The organism is Kocuria sp. PD6 (genome assembly GCF_031844145.1).
Lineage (GTDB): Bacteria > Actinomycetota > Actinomycetes > Actinomycetales > Micrococcaceae > Kocuria > Kocuria marina.
This window is the reverse complement of the sequence record NZ_JAUZUS010000016.1, coordinates 21,691-37,375: the sequence shown is the minus strand read 5'-3', so window position 1 is coordinate 37,375 and position 15,685 is coordinate 21,691. Positions and strand designations below refer to the sequence as shown.

The window sequence follows — 15,685 nt, the reverse complement described above, 5'->3', positions numbered from 1 at the left end:
TAAGCTCTTATTCAGAGCCATGAGTTGGAAGTTTTGGCTGCCGTTGATTCGGAACGCTTCTCGCTGTCCTTGCGGCAACTCGACTAGCTTATCCGTTCCCCGTCTTCTTCGCAACTCGGCGTTCGCACGCCGTTGCCGTTCGGAAGTTGGGGGAGGTAGCTCGTCGGCCTGCCGGACCAGCGGTTCGCTGTTCGTCCTTGCGGCGACTCGGAATACATTACACACGCCCGCGGGACTGCGCAAAACGGCCCTGGGGAGGGCCCGCCACCTCCGGGCCGCGTTCGGACGCGGGGTGGTCGCCCCGCCCCGAGCCGGGCATCGACGCGGCGCCCGCAGACAACGGCCGCACAATCACGTGGCCGCGGTCGCGCAGTGGCGTTACCCGGGTGGCTGCCTCAGTCCCGCAGCAGGTTCTTGCGCACCTTGCCCGTGGCCGTGCGCGGCAGCTCGTCACTGAACACGACCGAGTCCGGCACCTTGAACCCGCTGAGCTGGTTCCGGACGTGGTCGCGCAGGTCGTCCTCCGTGACCGTGGACCCGTTCACCCGCACCACGTGCGCGACCGGGCGTTCGCCCCACTTCTCGTGAGCTACCCCCACGACGGCGACGTCCGCGACGTCCGGATGGGAGTAGAGGGCCTGCTCCACCTCGATGGACGAGATGTTCTCCCCGCCGGAGATGATGATGTCCTTGGCGCGGTCCCGCAGCTGGATGTAGTTGTTGGGGTGCATGACCCCCAGGTCACCCGTGTGGAACCACCCGCCCTCGAACGCCTTCCGCGTGGCGGGTACGTCCTTGTAGTAGCCGATCATCACGTTGTTGCCCCGCAGCACCACTTCCCCCACGGTTGTACCGTCCGCCGGCACGTCCTCGAGGGAGTCGTCCACCACGCGGGCGGATTCCGCCTGGATCATGGCCACCCCCTGCCGGGACATCTGCTGCGCCCGCTCCCGGGGCGAGAGCTCACGCCACTGTTCCTGGGGTTCGCAAATGGTGATGGGGCCGAAGACCTCGGTGAGCCCGTACACGTGGACGATGTCGAAGCCCGCGCTCTCCAACCGCTGGATGATGCTCGGCGCGGGCGGGGCCCCGGCGGTCGTGATCCTGATGGTGTGTTCGAGTGGGTGGGCCTCCGAGGCGTCCACGATGATCGAGCACACGGCCGGCGCGCCGCACAGGTGGGTGATGCCCTGCTCGTCGAACGCGCGCCAGATCTCGTCCGCGCGCACTGCCCGCAAACACACGTGCGTGCCACCCGCGGCGGTCACGGCCCACGTGGTGCACCACCCGTTGCAGTGGAACATGGGCAGGGTCCACAGGTACCGCGTGGCGCCAGTGAACCCATTGTGGAACACCTCCCCGAGGCTGTTCAGGTACGCCCCGCGGTGGCCGTACAGCACCCCCTTGGGGCGCCCCGTGGTGCCGGAGGTGTAGTTCAGGGTGATGGGCGCGTTCTCGTCCGCGACGCCGTAGCCGACGCCGCGGACGTTGCCGCCCGACGCACCCGGTCTTGCCTGCTGGGCGGGCTCGACGTCGATGAACTCCTCGAACGTGGACACTCCCGACCCCGCGCCGTCGCGAACAGGGTGCACGCCCGCCTGCGGGTCGTCGATCTGCACGAGCGTCACGTCCGACCCGTCACCGAGGGCCTGTGCGACGGTCTCGAGCACCGAGGTGTCCGCGAGCACCACGCGGGCTTCGCAGTGCTCGAGGATGTAGCTCAGTTCCCGCGCGCTCAGTCGCGGATTGAGCGGCACCAACACTGCCCCGGCCGCCGGCACGGCGTAGTGCGCCATGAGTGTCGCGGGAAGATTGGGCGCGATCACCGCGACCGTGGGCCACGAGCACTCCAGCAACTCCGCGCCCTGGAACGATTCGTTCCCCTCACCCGAGGCCCCCGCGGATCGCTCGGACCCGGCAGTGTCGCCCGACTCGGCAGTTCCGGGCGAACCGCCCGTGACCGGTGACCCGGCGGACTCACGCGACCCCGCGGACTCGGGCGACCCAGCGGCGTCGTCCGATCCAGCGGACCCCCGGGAAGCAGCGCCCGCCGAGCCGTCGGAACCGGACAGCAGCGGCAACAGCGCCGTGGCGAACCGGCGCACGTCCCGTTCGAACTGCTCGTAGCTCCACACCCGCGAGCCGTGCACGATCGCCGGGCGGTCGGGGAAGACCTCGGCACTGCGCTCCAGGAAGCGCAAGGGGGTCAGCGGCTCGGTGTTCGCGAACATGGTGCTCCTGGATCGGTGGCGGGCCGGGTGCGCCCCGCGAGACTTACTTGTACGCGGAGATCCCTGTGATGGACTTGCCGATGATGAGGGCCTGGACGGTCTCCGTGCCCTCGTACGTGTGGATGGCCTCGATGTCCGCGAAGTGCCGTGCCACCCGGTTCTCCATGAGGATCCCGTTGCCGCCCAGCAGGTCGCGGGCGTTCATGGCCACCTGGCGGGCCGTGCGGGTGGCGGTGTACTTGGCGAGGGACGCCTGCGGCCCGCTCAGTGTGCCCGCCTCCTCCTTGCGTGCCATGGCCATCACCAGCGTCTGGATCTGGGTGAGCTCACTGAGCATGCGGGTGAGCCGCTCCTGCACGATCTGCGACGCCGCCAGCGGGCGCCCGAACTGGTGGCGCTGCATGGCATAGTGCACCGCGGTCTCGTAGCACGCCTGGGCGTGACCCACCGCGGCCCACGCCACCCCGATGCGGGTGGCGAACAGCACGGCCGAGGTGTCGCGGAAGTTCTTGGCGTGGGGCAGCACGTTCTCGGTGGGCACGAACACGTTCTCGAGCGTGATCTCCGCCTGGTGGATGGCGCGCAGTGCGAGCTTGGCTTTCATGGTGGTGCCCGTGTAGCCCTCGGACTCCTGGGGGACCACGAAGCCGTGGACCGCGCCGTCCTCGTCGCTGCGGGCCCACACCACGGTGATCCCGCCCATGGAGCCGTTGCCGATCCACTTCTTGGCGCCGTTGAGGATGTAGCCGCCCTCCACCGGCGTGGCCCGGCTCTCGAGCCCGATGGAGTCCGAGCCGTGCGCCGGCTCGGTCAGCGCGAACGCGCCGAGCAGGTTGCCCGTGGCCATGTCCGGCAGCCACCGCTGCTTCTGCTCCTCGCTGCCGCACAGGGCGATGGACCGCATGGCCAGCCCGCCCTGCACACCGGACACGGTGGAGATGGAGCCGTCCCCGCGGGAGAGCTCCATGGCCACCAGGCCCGCAGCCATCTTGGACATGGGGGACATCCCGGGGACCTCCACTCCATCGCGCAACAGGTCCATCTCGCCCATGCGCCGCACGAGGTCCAGGTTGTACTCGCCACGGTCCCAGTACTCCGCGATAACGGGCAGGACTTCCTCCTGCACGAATGTGCGGGCCCGCAGCTGGTGGGCGCGGTCCTGTTCCGAGACACCCTCGTAGATCCCGGCCTCGTCCGTGGCCAGGGGCTCGTTGAGGTCGTAGTGCGGCTCGAGCGTGCCCGTGGGGAAGCCCTCGGGGTGCTCGATGGTGATGCCAGTGGTCTCCGTGCTGTCCTTGCTCATGATGACTCCTCGATCCTTGCTGGAAGCTGCTACTGCTGGGCGGCGTTGAACCGGGCACCGCGGACGCGCTCGGCGGCGCCGGTGCGGTCCAGGTAGGGGGTGATGCCGCCCAGGTGGAACGGGTAGTTGGCGCCCAGGATCATGCACAGGTCCACGTCCCGTGCGGAGGCGACCACGCCCTCGTCGAGCATGTGCCCGATCTCGTCCGCGAGCGCGTCCTGGACGCGCGTGAGCAGCTCTCCCCCGGCGCCGTCGTCCGACGACGCCGCAACGCCGCTCTCCTGCCGCGTGCGCTCGAGTGCGTCGTGAGCCTCGGGCGAGAGGTAGGTCTGCGAGGTCTCGCCGCGCGCGGGCAGCGTGTGGGTCAGACCGGCGTCCGCGACGGCGTCGAGCCACGGAGAGAGGGTGAACCGGTCCGGGTAGGCGTCGTTCATGGTGTGCGTGATGTGCACGAGCACGGCGGGGCCCACGAAGTCCAGCAACTGCAGGGGGGTCATGGGAAGCCCCATGGCGTCCAGGGCGTGGTCCACGGTCTCGGGGTCTCCCCCGGCGTCCATGGCGCGGCCGATCGAGTCGAACATGCGCGTGAGCACGCGGTTGACCACGAAGCTCGGGGCGTCCTCCACGCGCACGGCGATGCGACGCAGCTTGGCCGCGAGGTCGAACGCGGTGGCCAGGGTGGAGTCGTCGGTCTTCTCGCCCGCCACGATCTCGAGCAGGGGGGTGACCTCCACGGGGTTGAACACGTGGAAGCCCACGAGTCGCTCCGGGTGCTGCAGGTCCCGGCCCATAGCGGTGATGGAGAGGGAGGAGGTGTTGGTCGCGAGAATCGCGTCCTCCTTGATGACCGGTTCCCACTGGGCGAAGACCTGGCGCTTGACGTCCAGCTCCTCGAACACGGCCTCGATCACGAAGTCCGCGTCCGCGAGGTCCTCCGGGCTCTCGGCCCCCGAGATCAGGGAACCGAGCTGCTCCGCCTGCTCCGCGCTCATGCGGCCCTTCTCGGCCTGGGCGGTGAAGCGGTCGCGGGTGCGCTGCACGCCCGTGGCGAGGCGCTCGTCGTCGAGGTCGGTCATCACCACGGGGACCCGGGCGCCCTGGGCGATGAGGGACGCCAGCTGGCCCGCCATGAGGCCCGCGCCGATCACGGCGGCCTTCTTGATCTCGCGGACGGGGGCGTCCGGGACGTTGGCGGCCTGCTTGCTGCGCGCGCTCACGAGCTCGAACGCGTACAGGGACGCGCGGGCGGCGTCGGACTGCACGATCGAGCTGAAGAGCTGGACCGCGGCGGCACCGTTGGCCTGGCGGGTGTCCGTGCGCGCACGGCCCACGAGGTCGATCGCGGCCACCGGGCCGGGAGCGGCACCGTGCCACGCGGCGTGGGCCTTGGCGGCAGCCTTGTCCACGGCGGCCTGCCAGGTCTGTTCGTCGTCGTCGGCGCGGCGCGGTTCGTGCTTGCCCTCGAGTGCCTCCACGACCCAGCGTTGCCACGCCGTCTCCCACTCGTCCGTACCGGGGGCAGCATCCAGGACGGTGTCCACGAGACCGATCTCCGCGGCCTTGGCGGGCTTGAGGTTCCGCCCGCGCATGGAGTCCGTAACGATGATGTTCAGTGCCGCCTCAGCGCCCACCAGGTGCGGCAGCAGGTAGACGCCGCCCCAGCCCGGAAAGAAGCCCAGCCGGCACTCGGGCAGACCCATGGGTGCCTTGCCGGACGTGGCCAAGCGGTAGTCGGTGTGCAGCGCGAGTTCCAGACCGCCGCCGAGGGCCACCCCCGTGATGAGCGAGAACGTGGGAACGGGCATCTCCGCCAGGACGCCGAAGGCCTCGTGCCCGGAGCCGACGTAGTCCTCCGAACCCCCGTCGAACTGTGCGGCGCGGATCTCCTTGAGATTGGCCCCTGCACCGAACGACTTCTCGTTGCCCGTGACCACCACGGCCTCGACTTGCGAGGTGTCAATGGCCGAGAGCTCCCGGCGCAACTCCCGCATGGCCTCCGAACCCCAGATCACGAGCCCGTTGGGCTCCGTAGAGCCCAGGGACACCAGGGCGATCGGTCGTTCCCGCCCGGGCAGGACGGGACGGGTCACGTCGATGGTCACGGTGGACGGGAAGGTCTGTTCGCTCACGCTTGGCTCCTGTGTCTGGGCGAAAGGTGGTGTGGCCCACAGTATCGCGAGAACAGTCTGACGTGAGACTGCGTCTCACGTCAAGACATTCAGTGTCACCCGGCCCCCGGATCTCCGGTACGTCCTGGATAGGCTGATCCGGTGACTCTCCAGCTGCCGCTGCACTCGGACCGCTTGCGCTTCCGCTGGCCCACCGATGCCGACATCGAGCCCATGCACTCCTACCAGTCCCGCGAGGACTACGCCATGCATGCATGGCGCGAACCCCGCGACATGGACCACGTGATCAGGACGGTCGAGGCCAATCGCGAACCCGGGTCCTGGTCCTCCGACGGCGACAGCCTGCGGGTCGCGATCTCCCCTCACGACTCCGACGAGCTCGTGGGCGAGATCGTGCTGACCCTCGTGGACGCGGAGTCCGCGCAGGTGGAGATCGGCTGGGCGTTGCACCCGGACCACACGGGCAAGGGGTACGCCGCGGAGGCCGCGCGCACCGCCGTCGACGCCGCGTTCGAGCACCTCGGCGCGCACCGCGTCTTCGCGCGCCTGGACAGTCTCAACGTGGCGTCCGCGAAGGTCTGCGAGCGCGTGGGCATGCGCCAGGAGGCGACCCTGCGGGAGAGCCACTACCAGTTGGGCGAGTGGCGCGACGAACTCGTCTACGCCGTGCTCGTGTCTGAGCGACGCGCGGACTGATCCGCCGCGGGGACACGCACCTCGTCGGAGAGTCGCGCCCCGGCGAACCCGCCGCCCTCGGAGGCGTCCTGCTCCCCACCGGGCCGGACATCCCGCGCGAGCTGCGTGCCACCCGGGGCTAGGGCCTCGTACACCGAGCGCGCCGTCCGCTCGGCGACGTCCCGCGCGTCGACCCCCTCGGGGACGATGACGACCACGGGCGCCGGGCCCGCACCGTCGTCCGCGGAGCGAAGTTGCTGAACCGGGCGCCCGGGAACGAACGAGAGCCCGAAAAGGGTGCACAACCACGCGATGCGCCGATTGAGTCCCGCGGCCAGCCGCTCGCCGTCCGCGGCCTGGGGATCGTGCAACCACGTGCGCAGGTAGGCGTTGTGCACGGCCACGATGGCGGAGGCCAACGAGATCGCCGTGACCCGCCGGTCGGGGCCGTCCGGCAGGACGCGGCGCAGGAACTCCCGGAACACCCGCTCGTACCGGTGGGATGTGGCGAGCTCCCGGTCCCGCAACGCCTCGACCCGCTGCAGCAGTCGGTGTCGTGCGAGCGCACGGTCCGCGTGGTCCAGGTTGTACCGGAACACGAGCTGCACGCCCTCACTCACCCCCGCCTGGGCGGTGAGGTGCGGGCGGTTGAGCAACTGCTCCAGCCGCTCCAGGTTGGACGCGTGATCCGCGAACACGATGTCCTCCTTGGACCCGTACTTGCGGAAGAACGTGGCGCGACTGACCCCCGTGGCGTGTGCGAGCTGGTCCACGGTGGTGGCGTCGTAACCCTGCGCGGCCAACAGGCGGATCGCTGTGGTGACGGCGTCGCCGCTCACCCCGGGTGCGGTACTCATCTGGCCTCCTGCGGTGATGGTAACCGTGCGGCGAGGCCGCCGCGGTGCGGCGACCACGTCCGCGGGCCGCGCCGGTTCGGGAGCCGGCCCGCCGACGCGCTCAGCCCCCGAAGGCCTGCGTGACCTGGCCCGGGACGGACACGCGCACCGAGTAGAGGGAACCGGCGGTGGGCTGGACGTCGTCCGGGAGGTCCTCGCGCGACGTCGTGATGTACAGCGTGCGCAGGTCCTCACCCCCCAGCGTGCACGCGGTGGTTTGCGTGGCGCCCACAGCGACGACGGTGTCCAGGGCCCCGTCCGGGAGGTAGCGGTGGACCTGCCCCGCGCCGTAGAGGGCGACCCACACCGCGCCCTCGGAGTCCACGGTCAACCCGTCCGGGCTCACCGAGACGCGGCCCGGTTCGTAGCTCTCCTCCGGGTCCGTGGCGGCCGCGGCGGCGTGGTCGTCCAGGACGGGCGCGACGAACGTGCGGCGGTTCTGCAGGCCGGCCTCGGGGCTCCAGTCGAAGACCGAGACCTCGTGGGTGGGGGTGTCGTTGTAGTACGCGAGGGTGCCGTCCGGGGACCACGCGATCCCGTTGGAGATGCTCACGTTCTCGAGGACGGGCTGCCACGACAGATCCGGCGCGACCCGGTACAGCGTGGCCGCGCCCTCGGTCTGCTCGTACGCCATGGACCCCACGTAGAAGGAGCCGTCGGGGGCCACACCGCCCTCGTTCATGCGGATCTCGGGGTCCCCCCACATGGGGATCTCCCGCTCCACTGCGCCCGTGGGATCGGTGAGGACCACTCCCCGTTCCACCGCGATGATCTGCCCACCCGAACGGCGCGGACGCACACACGCGGCCACGGCGTCCACGTGCTGGCGGCGCGGCTGGTCGTCCGGGGTGAACGTCATGACGTCCCCGGCGAGCATGTCCACCCAGGCCAGCCCGTTCCATTCCTTGCTCCAGCACGGCCCCTCACCGTGGTACATCCACGACGGGGTGATCCTCTGGGCGGTGAGCTGCTTCACGACTGCGACCTCCTGGGGCTGTTGTGGGCGGGGAGCGACATGCTGGGAATTCTGTCGCGGTCGTACGTGATCTGCGTGTACCCGTGCGGGGCGGGCTTGCCGTCCTCCCCGAGGTTCACGAACACGATCTTGTCGATGCTCAGGATCAACTCGCGGGTGATCATGTTGCGCACCTGCGCCCGCATGGTCAACGAGGTGCGTCCGAACGTAGTGGCACTGAGGCCCATCTCGATGATGTCCCCCTGCACCGCGGAGGAGACGAACTCGATCTCGGACATGTACTTGGTGACCGCCCGCTGATTACCCAATTGCACGATCGCGTAGATCGCCGCTTCCTCGTCGATCCAGCGCAGCAGCGATCCCCCGAACAGGGTGCCGTTGGCGTTGAGGTCTTCCGGCTTGACCCATTTGCGAGTGCGGAACGAGATGTCACCGTGGTGCTGCATGCCCCCAGCCTAGGGGACCGCCTGGACACCGGGCAGCGAACGGCCCAGCTGGCGGGGACCAGGAACGTGGTGTCCACCCCGTAGTGCTCGATGTCCGCGAGCACTTGCGAGGGCACGAATGTCCTGCGCACCAGGGTCGTGCTGCCCCGCACAAGCGCGTGCACGGTGAACGAGTTCAATGCACCGATGTGGAACAGCGGCGCCGTCGCCCCCCGAAGCCTCCCCGCCCTGCGAACCGTCCGGGATCCAGGGCACGGCGGGGTCCGTGTCCGTGACGACGACGCTGCCGCCCTCGTAACCCTCCGCGAGCGGCAGTGCCGCTTCCGGGGCGGGGACGTGACCGGGCTCCACGATGGTCACCGCGGGGGTCGATCGGGTGTGCAGGCCTGCGACCTCGCGCGGGGCGAGTCGGAAGTTCCGGGGCTCGAAAACCGCGCCGAGCCACCATGCGGCGAACATGGTGCGCAGGAAGACCTCGGAGTTCAACCCCAGTGAGGCGACCCGGTCCTCGGTGCCCACCCCGGAACGCGCGAACGCGCCCGCGAGACGCCGCACGCTCTCGGTGAAGTGGGCGTAGTCCACCGTCTCGTCCTCGTAGATCACCGCGGGGTGCTCGGGGCTGTAGCGCACCTGGTAGAGCAGACCTCGCACGGGGTTGATGTTCACGGGGTGGCTCATGGCGGCTCCTGACATGGGCACGGGCACCCCGCAAGTCCCCTGAGTGATATACGTCACCCTAGCAAGCGGTCACGGCGTTGTGGTCACTGCATCGGTGATGCACACTGGTCCAGCCGTCACGTGTCAGCGGCATCCGTCATGGGCCCCGGCTCCGCGATCCTCACCCGTTCGCGCGGCGGTCCCGGTATGGAAGGAAATCCTCATGTCCGATCAACGCCCCCTTGCCATGGTCACCGGTGGTTCCTCCGGCATCGGGTTCGAACTGGCCAAGCAGTTCGCCCGGCACGGCTACGACGTCGCCCTGTCCGGCTCGAGTGACCGCGTCCATGAGGCGGCCAGGAGCATCGAGGAGCTCGGCGCACAGGCCTACCCGTTCCAGGCGGACGCCGCCACCTACGACGGTGTCGAGGGCTTCTGGAACTTCGTGGCCGAGCTGGGTCGTCCCCTGGATGCCGCGGCCCTGAACGTCGGTATCGGACTGGGCGGGGCGTTCATGGACACCGACCTCCAGGACGAGTTCCGGCTCATCGACATCAACGTCAAGGGCACCGTACATATGGCCAAGCGCGTCGTGCAGCACATGGTCCCCAACGGCCACGGGCGCATCCTCATCGTGTCCTCCATCTCCGCCACGACGCCCACTCCCTACGAGACCGTCTACGGCCCCTCCAAGGCATTCGGTTTCTCCTTCGCGGAATCGTTGCGCGAAGAGTTGCGTGACACCGGCGTGACGGTCACGGCGCTCTTGCCCGGTGCCACGGACAGCGACTTCCACTCCAACGCCGGCATGGACAACACGGCGCTCGGGCCGGGCGCCACCAAGAACGACAAGGTCCTCGTGGCCCAGCAGGGCTTCGAAGCATTGCTCAATGACGTGGACGAGGTCGTGGGCGGCGATGAGGAGACGAAACAGACCCGCGAGGACAACCGCACCACCCCCGAGCCGGTGAAGGCGCACCGGCAGGCGGAACTGACCCGCCCGCGCGGCGACTGAGAGCGGGACGCAAGCCGGTGATGATGGTGCGCCGGTGCGTTCGTCCGTCATGATGCGTGCATAACCGAAACCTCCACGGCCTCCACCGCGCAGACACCCGACCCCGGGCCAGAGTTCCAGCGCAAAGTGCTGACCGTGCTGGCGCTGGGCCAGATCCTGGGTGGGCTGGGAACGGGTGCGACCCTCGCGTTGGGTGCCCTGCTCGTCACGGAGGTCTCCGGGAGCAGTGCGGCGTCCGGGTTGGCGGCCACCATGAACACCCTGGGTGCCGCCATTCTGGCCATCCCCCTGGCGCGGTTGGCGCAACGTCGTGGTCGGCGGATCTCCCTGACCACCGGCGCCCTCGTGGCGATCGCGGGGGCAGGCGCTGGGGCTGCCCCAGTTCACCGGCGGGTTCGTGATCGCACTGTGTGCCCAGGTCCTGGGGGCCATCGTGTACTTCATCGGATTGCGCCCGGACCCGCTCAAGGTCGCCCTGTCCCGCGGTGAATCGGTGGCCTCCACACCCAGCCCGGCCGGCGGGTTCACCCTGTTGCGCACCGTCCCCGCGGCTCGGCGCGCGGTGCTCGGGGTGGCCCTGTCCCACGCGGTGATGGTGGGTCTCATGTCCATGACACCCGTGCACCTCACGACCCAGGGGGCCACGCTGTCCGTGGTGGGGCTGACCATCTCCCTGCACGTGGCGGGGATGTATGCCCTTTCCCCCGTCGTCGGCTGGCTCGCGGACAAACTCGGTCGCGCCGCCACGGTGCTCGTGGGCCAGGCCCTGTTCGCGGTCGCGCTCGTGCTCACATGGTTGGGCGCCGACCACCAAGGGCTCGTGTTGGCGGCCCTGATCCTGCTGGGACTGGGCTGGTCCGCGTCCACGGTGTCCGGGTCCACGATGGTCACCGGGTCCGTGGCGACCCACGACCGCCCCGGACTGCAAGGAACCTCCGACCTCACGATGAACCTGTGCGGCGCGGCCGGTGGGGCCCTCGCGGGGCCGGTCCTGGCGCTCGTGGGTTTCTCCGGACTCGGCCTGATGGCCCTCGTGTCGGTGGCAATCACCACGGTGACGGCGATGCGCTCGCTGCGTTCCGGGAGCGACACCCCGAATCCGGCCGAGGCCTGAATCGCCCCTGGTGCGTCGTGGGCCCGGGCGGGACCTATCTGAGCGCCGCCGGCAAGCGGGACCTGCAGAAGGACAGCGCCCGGCCCCAGGACCGCGCGTGGATCGCCTCCATCACCAAGGCGATGATCGCGGTGCTCGTGATGCAGCGCATCGAGGCGGGGCAATGGAGTCTGCGCACGACCATCGACCAGGTCACCCCGGGGCTCTACCCGGGCCACGGCGGCGTGACCGTGGCGCAACTGATGAACCACACCTCGGGCATGCCGGACGGGATCTATTCCTTGCTCCCGGACCGGGAGTGGTACACGTGGACCGTGCAGGACCTGGAGGCCGCGGTGGTCCCGTATCACTCCGAGCAGGAACTTGTGGAACTCAGCCGCAGGCTGCCGTGGGAGTTCGAGCCCGGGACCGGCTGGTCCTACTCCAACGTCGGGTACGTGGTGCTGTCCATGATGCTCGAGGCCGCCACGGGGTCGCGCATCCAGGACGTCGTGCGGGACCGGGTGTTCAAGCCCGCCAAGATGCAGCAGTCACGGCTCGAGGAGTCCACGCTGGTCCGAGGCCGCTACCTCCTACCGTAAGGCAAGTTCCAGGCCGGGCTGGCGCGGCTGCCCCTGGTCAACCCGTCCATCTTCTCCGGCGCGGGCGGGGTGTACGCGACCGCGGAGGACATCACCGACTTCACCGGCGCCCTCATGACCGGACGGTTGCTGCGCAAGGACCTCGTGGACGCCATGGTCACTCCCGTGGGCGCGGCTCAGCAGGCGCGCTACGGCTACGGCCTCTACCTCATCAACGGTCCCTGCCGCACCGCGGCGGGCACCCCCGAGGTGCTCATCGGTCACGACGGCGCCGGCTTCGGCACCCGTGCGGTGTCCTTCACCACGCGGGACGCCTCCCGACGGATGGCCCTGGCCTACACGGGCCGCTCCTACGTGGAGGAGGGTCCGGACCCGGATGCGGCCATGAACGCCGCGCTCATCGCGGGCTTCCGTGCCACGTGCCCGGCGAGCGCCCCGACCACACCGGCTTCCGGCAAGGGGCCGGCCTCCGGTGGCGCGGGCTCGCTGCGGTTGTAGTGCCGAGCAGGCCGTAGTACCGCGCCGACTGTTGTGTCACGTCGGCCGTGGTTTCACGCCAGGGGGTGCATCGGGTCTCAGCGACCGGTGCGCTCCCGGTGTTTGCACCCGGGCCAGCAGCACGGGCGGCGCTTGCCCTCGTGCATTTCCTCCTCGGTGCGCCGGATCCGCCGCTGCCGGGTCTCCGGCTTCTGGGCATCCTCCACCCAGCACACGAACTCGTTGCGCCCGAGCGGAGTGAGTCCGCGCCACAGCTCGGCGGTCACGGGGTCCAGCGCGAGCGCTTCGGCGAGGTCCGCGGGCAACTCGTGGACGACGCCGCCGGGGAGCCCGGACTGGGTGTTCGCGCCATCGATCGTGGCCGGGTTCTCGGCGGTCTCCGCGCCGTTCTCGTTCTGCGTGTCCGTCACGTTCGTCGCGTTCTCCGCGGACGACGCCGCAGTCCGGGTCGTGTTGGTCATGGTTCTCTTCCTGCGCTGTCACCTGTCGCCGTGGATCCCCGGCAAGCAGCAGCGTGCCACGCGACGGACCGAAGACGTCCATTACTCGATTCATGAATATCCGGGGCGAGGCCCCGCCCCCACCGGGCTCACGCCAGGTAGAACCCACCGTCCGAAGTGAGGACCTGGCCGACGATCCATGCGCCGTCGTCCGTGGCGAGCCAGCCGATGAGGTTCGCGGGATCGCTCGGCGCCCCGAAGCGGCCGAACGGGGTGCCGTCGATCAACTCCTGGATCTGACCGAGTGGACGGTCCGTGGCATCGGGGGACAGGTACCCGGTGTCCACCGGTCCGGGGTTCACGGTGTTGAGCACGATGCCGAGTTCGAGCAGCTCCGCGGCCACGGTAGCGGTGACCCCGGCGAGCGCGGCCTTGCTCGTGGCGTACGCGACCTCGCCGCGCATGGGCCCGTGCCCCTGTCCCGAGGTCATCCAGAAAACCCGCCCCGTCGGTGCGGTGAACCTCCGCTCGCGGTCGCCCCGGATGCGTTCTCCCGGCCGCGCCGGAGCGGTCGGGGCGTCGGCCTTGAGGAGCGCGAACGCCCGGGTCAGCAGCAGCGTGGAGCGGGTGTTGGTCTGCCAGAACGCGTCCAGCGCCTCGGGGGTCATGTCCAGGATGGAGCCGTCCCCACCGCTCCTGGCGTGGTTGCACACGAGGATGTCCAGCGACCCGGTGAGCTCGCTCGCGGCATCGATGAGCGGTCGGATCCGTCCGGGGTCCCGCAGATCCGCGCTCATCTCCCCCAGCCGCGCACCCCCGGTGAGTTCGGCCCGCAATGCGTTCACGACGTCGCTCAGATCGTCCGCGCCCCATGGCTGGTCCTCGTCGTGCGGGCCGTAGTGGTGGATGAATACACTCGCGCCCAGCCGCGCGAAGGTGCGGGCAACGGCGAAGCCGATGCCGCGGCGTCGTGACACCCCGGTGACCAGCGCCGTTCGGCCGCGCAGGGGCAGGGTTCCGGGTGAAGCCGTCATGAATCCAGTCTGCCAGCGCCGCTTATTGAGACCGGATCGATGGATTGTCTCAATAAGACTCCTATTGAGACAATCAGGATCAGCAGTTCCATCAAGGAGCACCATGGCCACCTCCAACTGGCCCGCGATCGGCCACGAGAGCCACCGCTGGGTCCGCCGCGATCCCATGGCATCCCATCGCGCGCGGATCCGGAACACGGGGGACTTTGCCGCCACGGTGGTCCCCCGGATCTTCGTCGAACGGGCCGGGCGCAGGACGTTCAGCTCCTGACCCCGGAACGGCGTGATGCCGCCCCACTGCATAACAGGATCAACTCCTGCACAGCGGAGCGGCATCCTTCATGGGCGACTTCGGGATCACGGCCGCCACCAGGGCGATCCCGAGGTGGCCGTGACTAACCCAGCAGCCCACCCACCCGGCGCATGAGGTCGGCCAGTCGAGCGGCGTCGTCGTCCTGGAGTGCGGAGAAGAAGAGCTCCTGGACGTCCCGCGCGTGGGCGGGGCGCAGTTCGCGGAAGGCGCGCAGGCCCTCGGCTGTGAGCACCGCCTCGAAGCCGCGGCCGTCGCACTCCACGCGGCGGCGTTCCACCCAGCCGCGCTTGCCCAGCACACCGATCTGGTAGCTCAACCGCGACGGCGAGAAGATCAGGCGGTGCGCCAGCTCACCCATGCGCATCCGGTGCTCGGGCGCGCTGTAGAGCAGCAGGAGCAACTGGTAGTCCATGAGCGAGCAACCGTGCTGCTTGAGCCGCTCCTCGATCCGGGCGGTGAGCAGCGCGGTGGTCTCGAAGTAGACCTGCCACGCGTCCCAGTCCTGCCGGGACGCGTCCGATATACCCGCACGCGCCGCATCATCGAGGGATTCCGCGCCACCAATGCATGCCGCGCCGGTGGTGTCCGCGCCGTCCGAACCCGTCACGGGCTCGGACGGCGCGGTCTCGGCGTGCGCGGACCCGGGCGGCGCAGCCTTGGACAAAACAACGGCGCGGGTGGCCGTGTCGCTCACGATCCCACCGAGGCCAGCAGGCTCGCGAAGTCGGGGACGTCACTGAACTCGTCCTTGACCTCGCGGCGCAGACCCGGCCGAGCGGCGTCGCCCTGGGAGGCGCCGTCCGTGGAACCGGCACTGCCCCGCGAACCCGCGAGCAGCATGGCGCCGAGCGAGGCGCCCACGCGGTCGATCCGGCGCTGCAGGTCGTTGTGACCCCAGTCCTCGGACGCCGCGTAGATGCCCAGGGGCAGCACGAGGGCCTTGAGGTAGCTCAGCAGCGGCCGCATGGCGGTGTCCAGCACGAGCGAGTGCCGCGGGGACCCGCCCGTAGCGGCGACCACGGTGGGCAGGTTCTCGAGCGCGGACTCGTCGATCACGTCGAAGAACTGCTTGAACAGCCCCGAGTAGGACGCCTTGTACGTGGGCGACGCGGCGATCAGGCCGTCCGAGGTGAGCACGGTGTCGATCGCGTCCTGCACGGCGCGCGAGGCCACATGGGTGATCATCATGTCGGTCAGCCCGTGGGCCAGATCTCGCAGCTGGATCACCTTGATGTGCACGTGCTGCCCGGCGTTCTCGACCGTGGTGCTCGCGGCCTGGGCGATCGCCTCGCCCAGGCGCGTGGTCGTGGAGTCCTCCGACAGTCCCGCGGTCACCACCGCGAGGGTCAACCGATCGGTCATGGTGTCCTTCTCTCT

General features: G+C 69.6%; 17 protein-coding genes. 6 read left to right on the top strand and 11 right to left on the bottom strand.

Translation table 11 applies throughout. The features are described 5' to 3' along the window. Positions 1-395: 395 nt before the first annotated feature. From Q9R22_RS12420 to Q9R22_RS12410, 3 genes are read right to left on the bottom strand one after another with little or no spacing between them, the layout of a single operon-like run. Positions 396-2,231: an AMP-binding protein gene (locus Q9R22_RS12420; protein ID WP_131333664.1), complete on the bottom strand. Its 1,836-nt coding sequence runs from the start codon at positions 2,229-2,231 to the stop codon at positions 396-398. Positions 2,232-2,274: 43 nt separating this feature from the next. Continuing rightward, entirely contained in the window at positions 2,275-3,534 is a 1,260-nt protein-coding gene (locus tag Q9R22_RS12415; RefSeq protein ID WP_064846384.1) for an acyl-CoA dehydrogenase family protein, read from the bottom strand. A gap of 29 nt (positions 3,535-3,563) precedes the next feature. Beyond that, the gene (locus Q9R22_RS12410; protein ID WP_131333665.1) at positions 3,564-5,663 is read right to left on the bottom strand and encodes a 3-hydroxyacyl-CoA dehydrogenase NAD-binding domain-containing protein; all 2,100 of its coding nucleotides are present in this window, start codon (positions 5,661-5,663) and stop codon (positions 3,564-3,566) included. Positions 5,664-5,804: 141 nt separating this feature from the next. Here Q9R22_RS12410 and Q9R22_RS12405 point away from each other — a divergent pair, with 141 nt between their 5' ends. Continuing rightward, on the top strand, positions 5,805-6,359 hold the full coding sequence (locus Q9R22_RS12405) for a GNAT family N-acetyltransferase (protein WP_094067136.1): 555 nt from the start codon (positions 5,805-5,807) through the stop codon (positions 6,357-6,359). Here the strand turns inward: Q9R22_RS12405 and Q9R22_RS12400 are convergent. The 4 genes from Q9R22_RS12400 to Q9R22_RS12385 all read right to left on the bottom strand — a co-directional run bounded on the left by Q9R22_RS12400 (position 6,323) and on the right by Q9R22_RS12385 (position 9,334). Further along, entirely contained in the window at positions 6,323-7,195 is an 873-nt protein-coding gene (locus Q9R22_RS12400; RefSeq protein WP_131333666.1) for a TetR/AcrR family transcriptional regulator, read from the bottom strand. The genes Q9R22_RS12405 and Q9R22_RS12400 overlap by 37 nt on opposite strands. A 100-nt stretch (positions 7,196-7,295) precedes the next feature. Beyond that, the gene (locus Q9R22_RS12395; protein ID WP_131333667.1) at positions 7,296-8,210 is read right to left on the bottom strand and encodes an SMP-30/gluconolactonase/LRE family protein; all 915 of its coding nucleotides are present in this window, start codon (positions 8,208-8,210) and stop codon (positions 7,296-7,298) included. Next, positions 8,207-8,656 carry an acyl-CoA thioesterase gene (locus tag Q9R22_RS12390; RefSeq protein ID WP_084118111.1) on the bottom strand — a complete coding sequence of 150 codons (450 nt, stop codon included), beginning with the start codon at positions 8,654-8,656 and terminating at the stop codon, positions 8,207-8,209. The genes Q9R22_RS12395 and Q9R22_RS12390 overlap by 4 nt, the downstream gene beginning before the upstream one ends. A 9-nt stretch (positions 8,657-8,665) precedes the next feature. After that, a complete protein-coding gene (locus Q9R22_RS12385) occupies positions 8,666-9,334 on the bottom strand; it encodes an AMP-binding protein (protein WP_165489824.1) in 669 nt (222 codons plus the stop codon). Between the two features lie 202 nt (positions 9,335-9,536). On the opposite strand from Q9R22_RS12385, the gene Q9R22_RS12380 reads away from it, so the two are divergent. From Q9R22_RS12380 to Q9R22_RS12365, 4 genes are all read left to right on the top strand, one after another. Continuing rightward, positions 9,537-10,328 (top strand): SDR family oxidoreductase, encoded by a 792-nt coding sequence (locus Q9R22_RS12380; RefSeq protein WP_206069156.1) that lies wholly within the window; start codon positions 9,537-9,539, stop codon positions 10,326-10,328. Between the two features lie 397 nt (positions 10,329-10,725). Beyond that, entirely contained in the window at positions 10,726-11,442 is a 717-nt protein-coding gene (locus Q9R22_RS12375) for an MFS transporter (RefSeq protein WP_311254281.1), read from the top strand. A gap of 17 nt (positions 11,443-11,459) precedes the next feature. Continuing rightward, a complete protein-coding gene (locus Q9R22_RS12370) occupies positions 11,460-12,023 on the top strand; it encodes a serine hydrolase (RefSeq protein ID WP_165489825.1) in 564 nt (187 codons plus the stop codon). A 69-nt stretch (positions 12,024-12,092) separates the two neighbouring features. After that, on the top strand, positions 12,093-12,521 hold the full coding sequence (locus tag Q9R22_RS12365) for a hypothetical protein (protein WP_165489826.1): 429 nt from the start codon (positions 12,093-12,095) through the stop codon (positions 12,519-12,521). A 77-nt stretch (positions 12,522-12,598) separates the two neighbouring features. On the opposite strand, the gene Q9R22_RS12360 is transcribed toward Q9R22_RS12365, so the two are convergent. Together Q9R22_RS12360 and Q9R22_RS12355 are read right to left on the bottom strand one after the other, a co-directional pair. Next, entirely contained in the window at positions 12,599-12,982 is a 384-nt protein-coding gene (locus Q9R22_RS12360; protein WP_242670507.1) for a YdeI/OmpD-associated family protein, read from the bottom strand. A gap of 128 nt (positions 12,983-13,110) precedes the next feature. Beyond that, the gene (locus tag Q9R22_RS12355) at positions 13,111-13,995 is read right to left on the bottom strand and encodes an SDR family oxidoreductase (protein WP_131333671.1); all 885 of its coding nucleotides are present in this window, start codon (positions 13,993-13,995) and stop codon (positions 13,111-13,113) included. A gap of 103 nt (positions 13,996-14,098) precedes the next feature. Between Q9R22_RS12355 and Q9R22_RS12350 the strand changes: the two genes are divergently transcribed. Then, positions 14,099-14,266, top strand: a complete 168-nt coding sequence (locus Q9R22_RS12350; protein ID WP_207387848.1) for a hypothetical protein — start codon at positions 14,099-14,101, stop codon at positions 14,264-14,266. A gap of 124 nt (positions 14,267-14,390) precedes the next feature. Here Q9R22_RS12350 and Q9R22_RS12345 read toward each other — a convergent pair whose 3' ends face one another. Then, positions 14,391-15,002, bottom strand: coding sequence for a MarR family winged helix-turn-helix transcriptional regulator (locus Q9R22_RS12345; RefSeq protein WP_311254280.1), 612 nt, complete (start codon positions 15,000-15,002; stop codon positions 14,391-14,393). Further along, entirely contained in the window at positions 14,999-15,670 is a 672-nt protein-coding gene (locus tag Q9R22_RS12340) for a CE1759 family FMN reductase (RefSeq protein WP_131333672.1), read from the bottom strand. The genes Q9R22_RS12345 and Q9R22_RS12340 overlap by 4 nt, the downstream gene beginning before the upstream one ends. Positions 15,671-15,685: the final 15 nt, after the last annotated feature.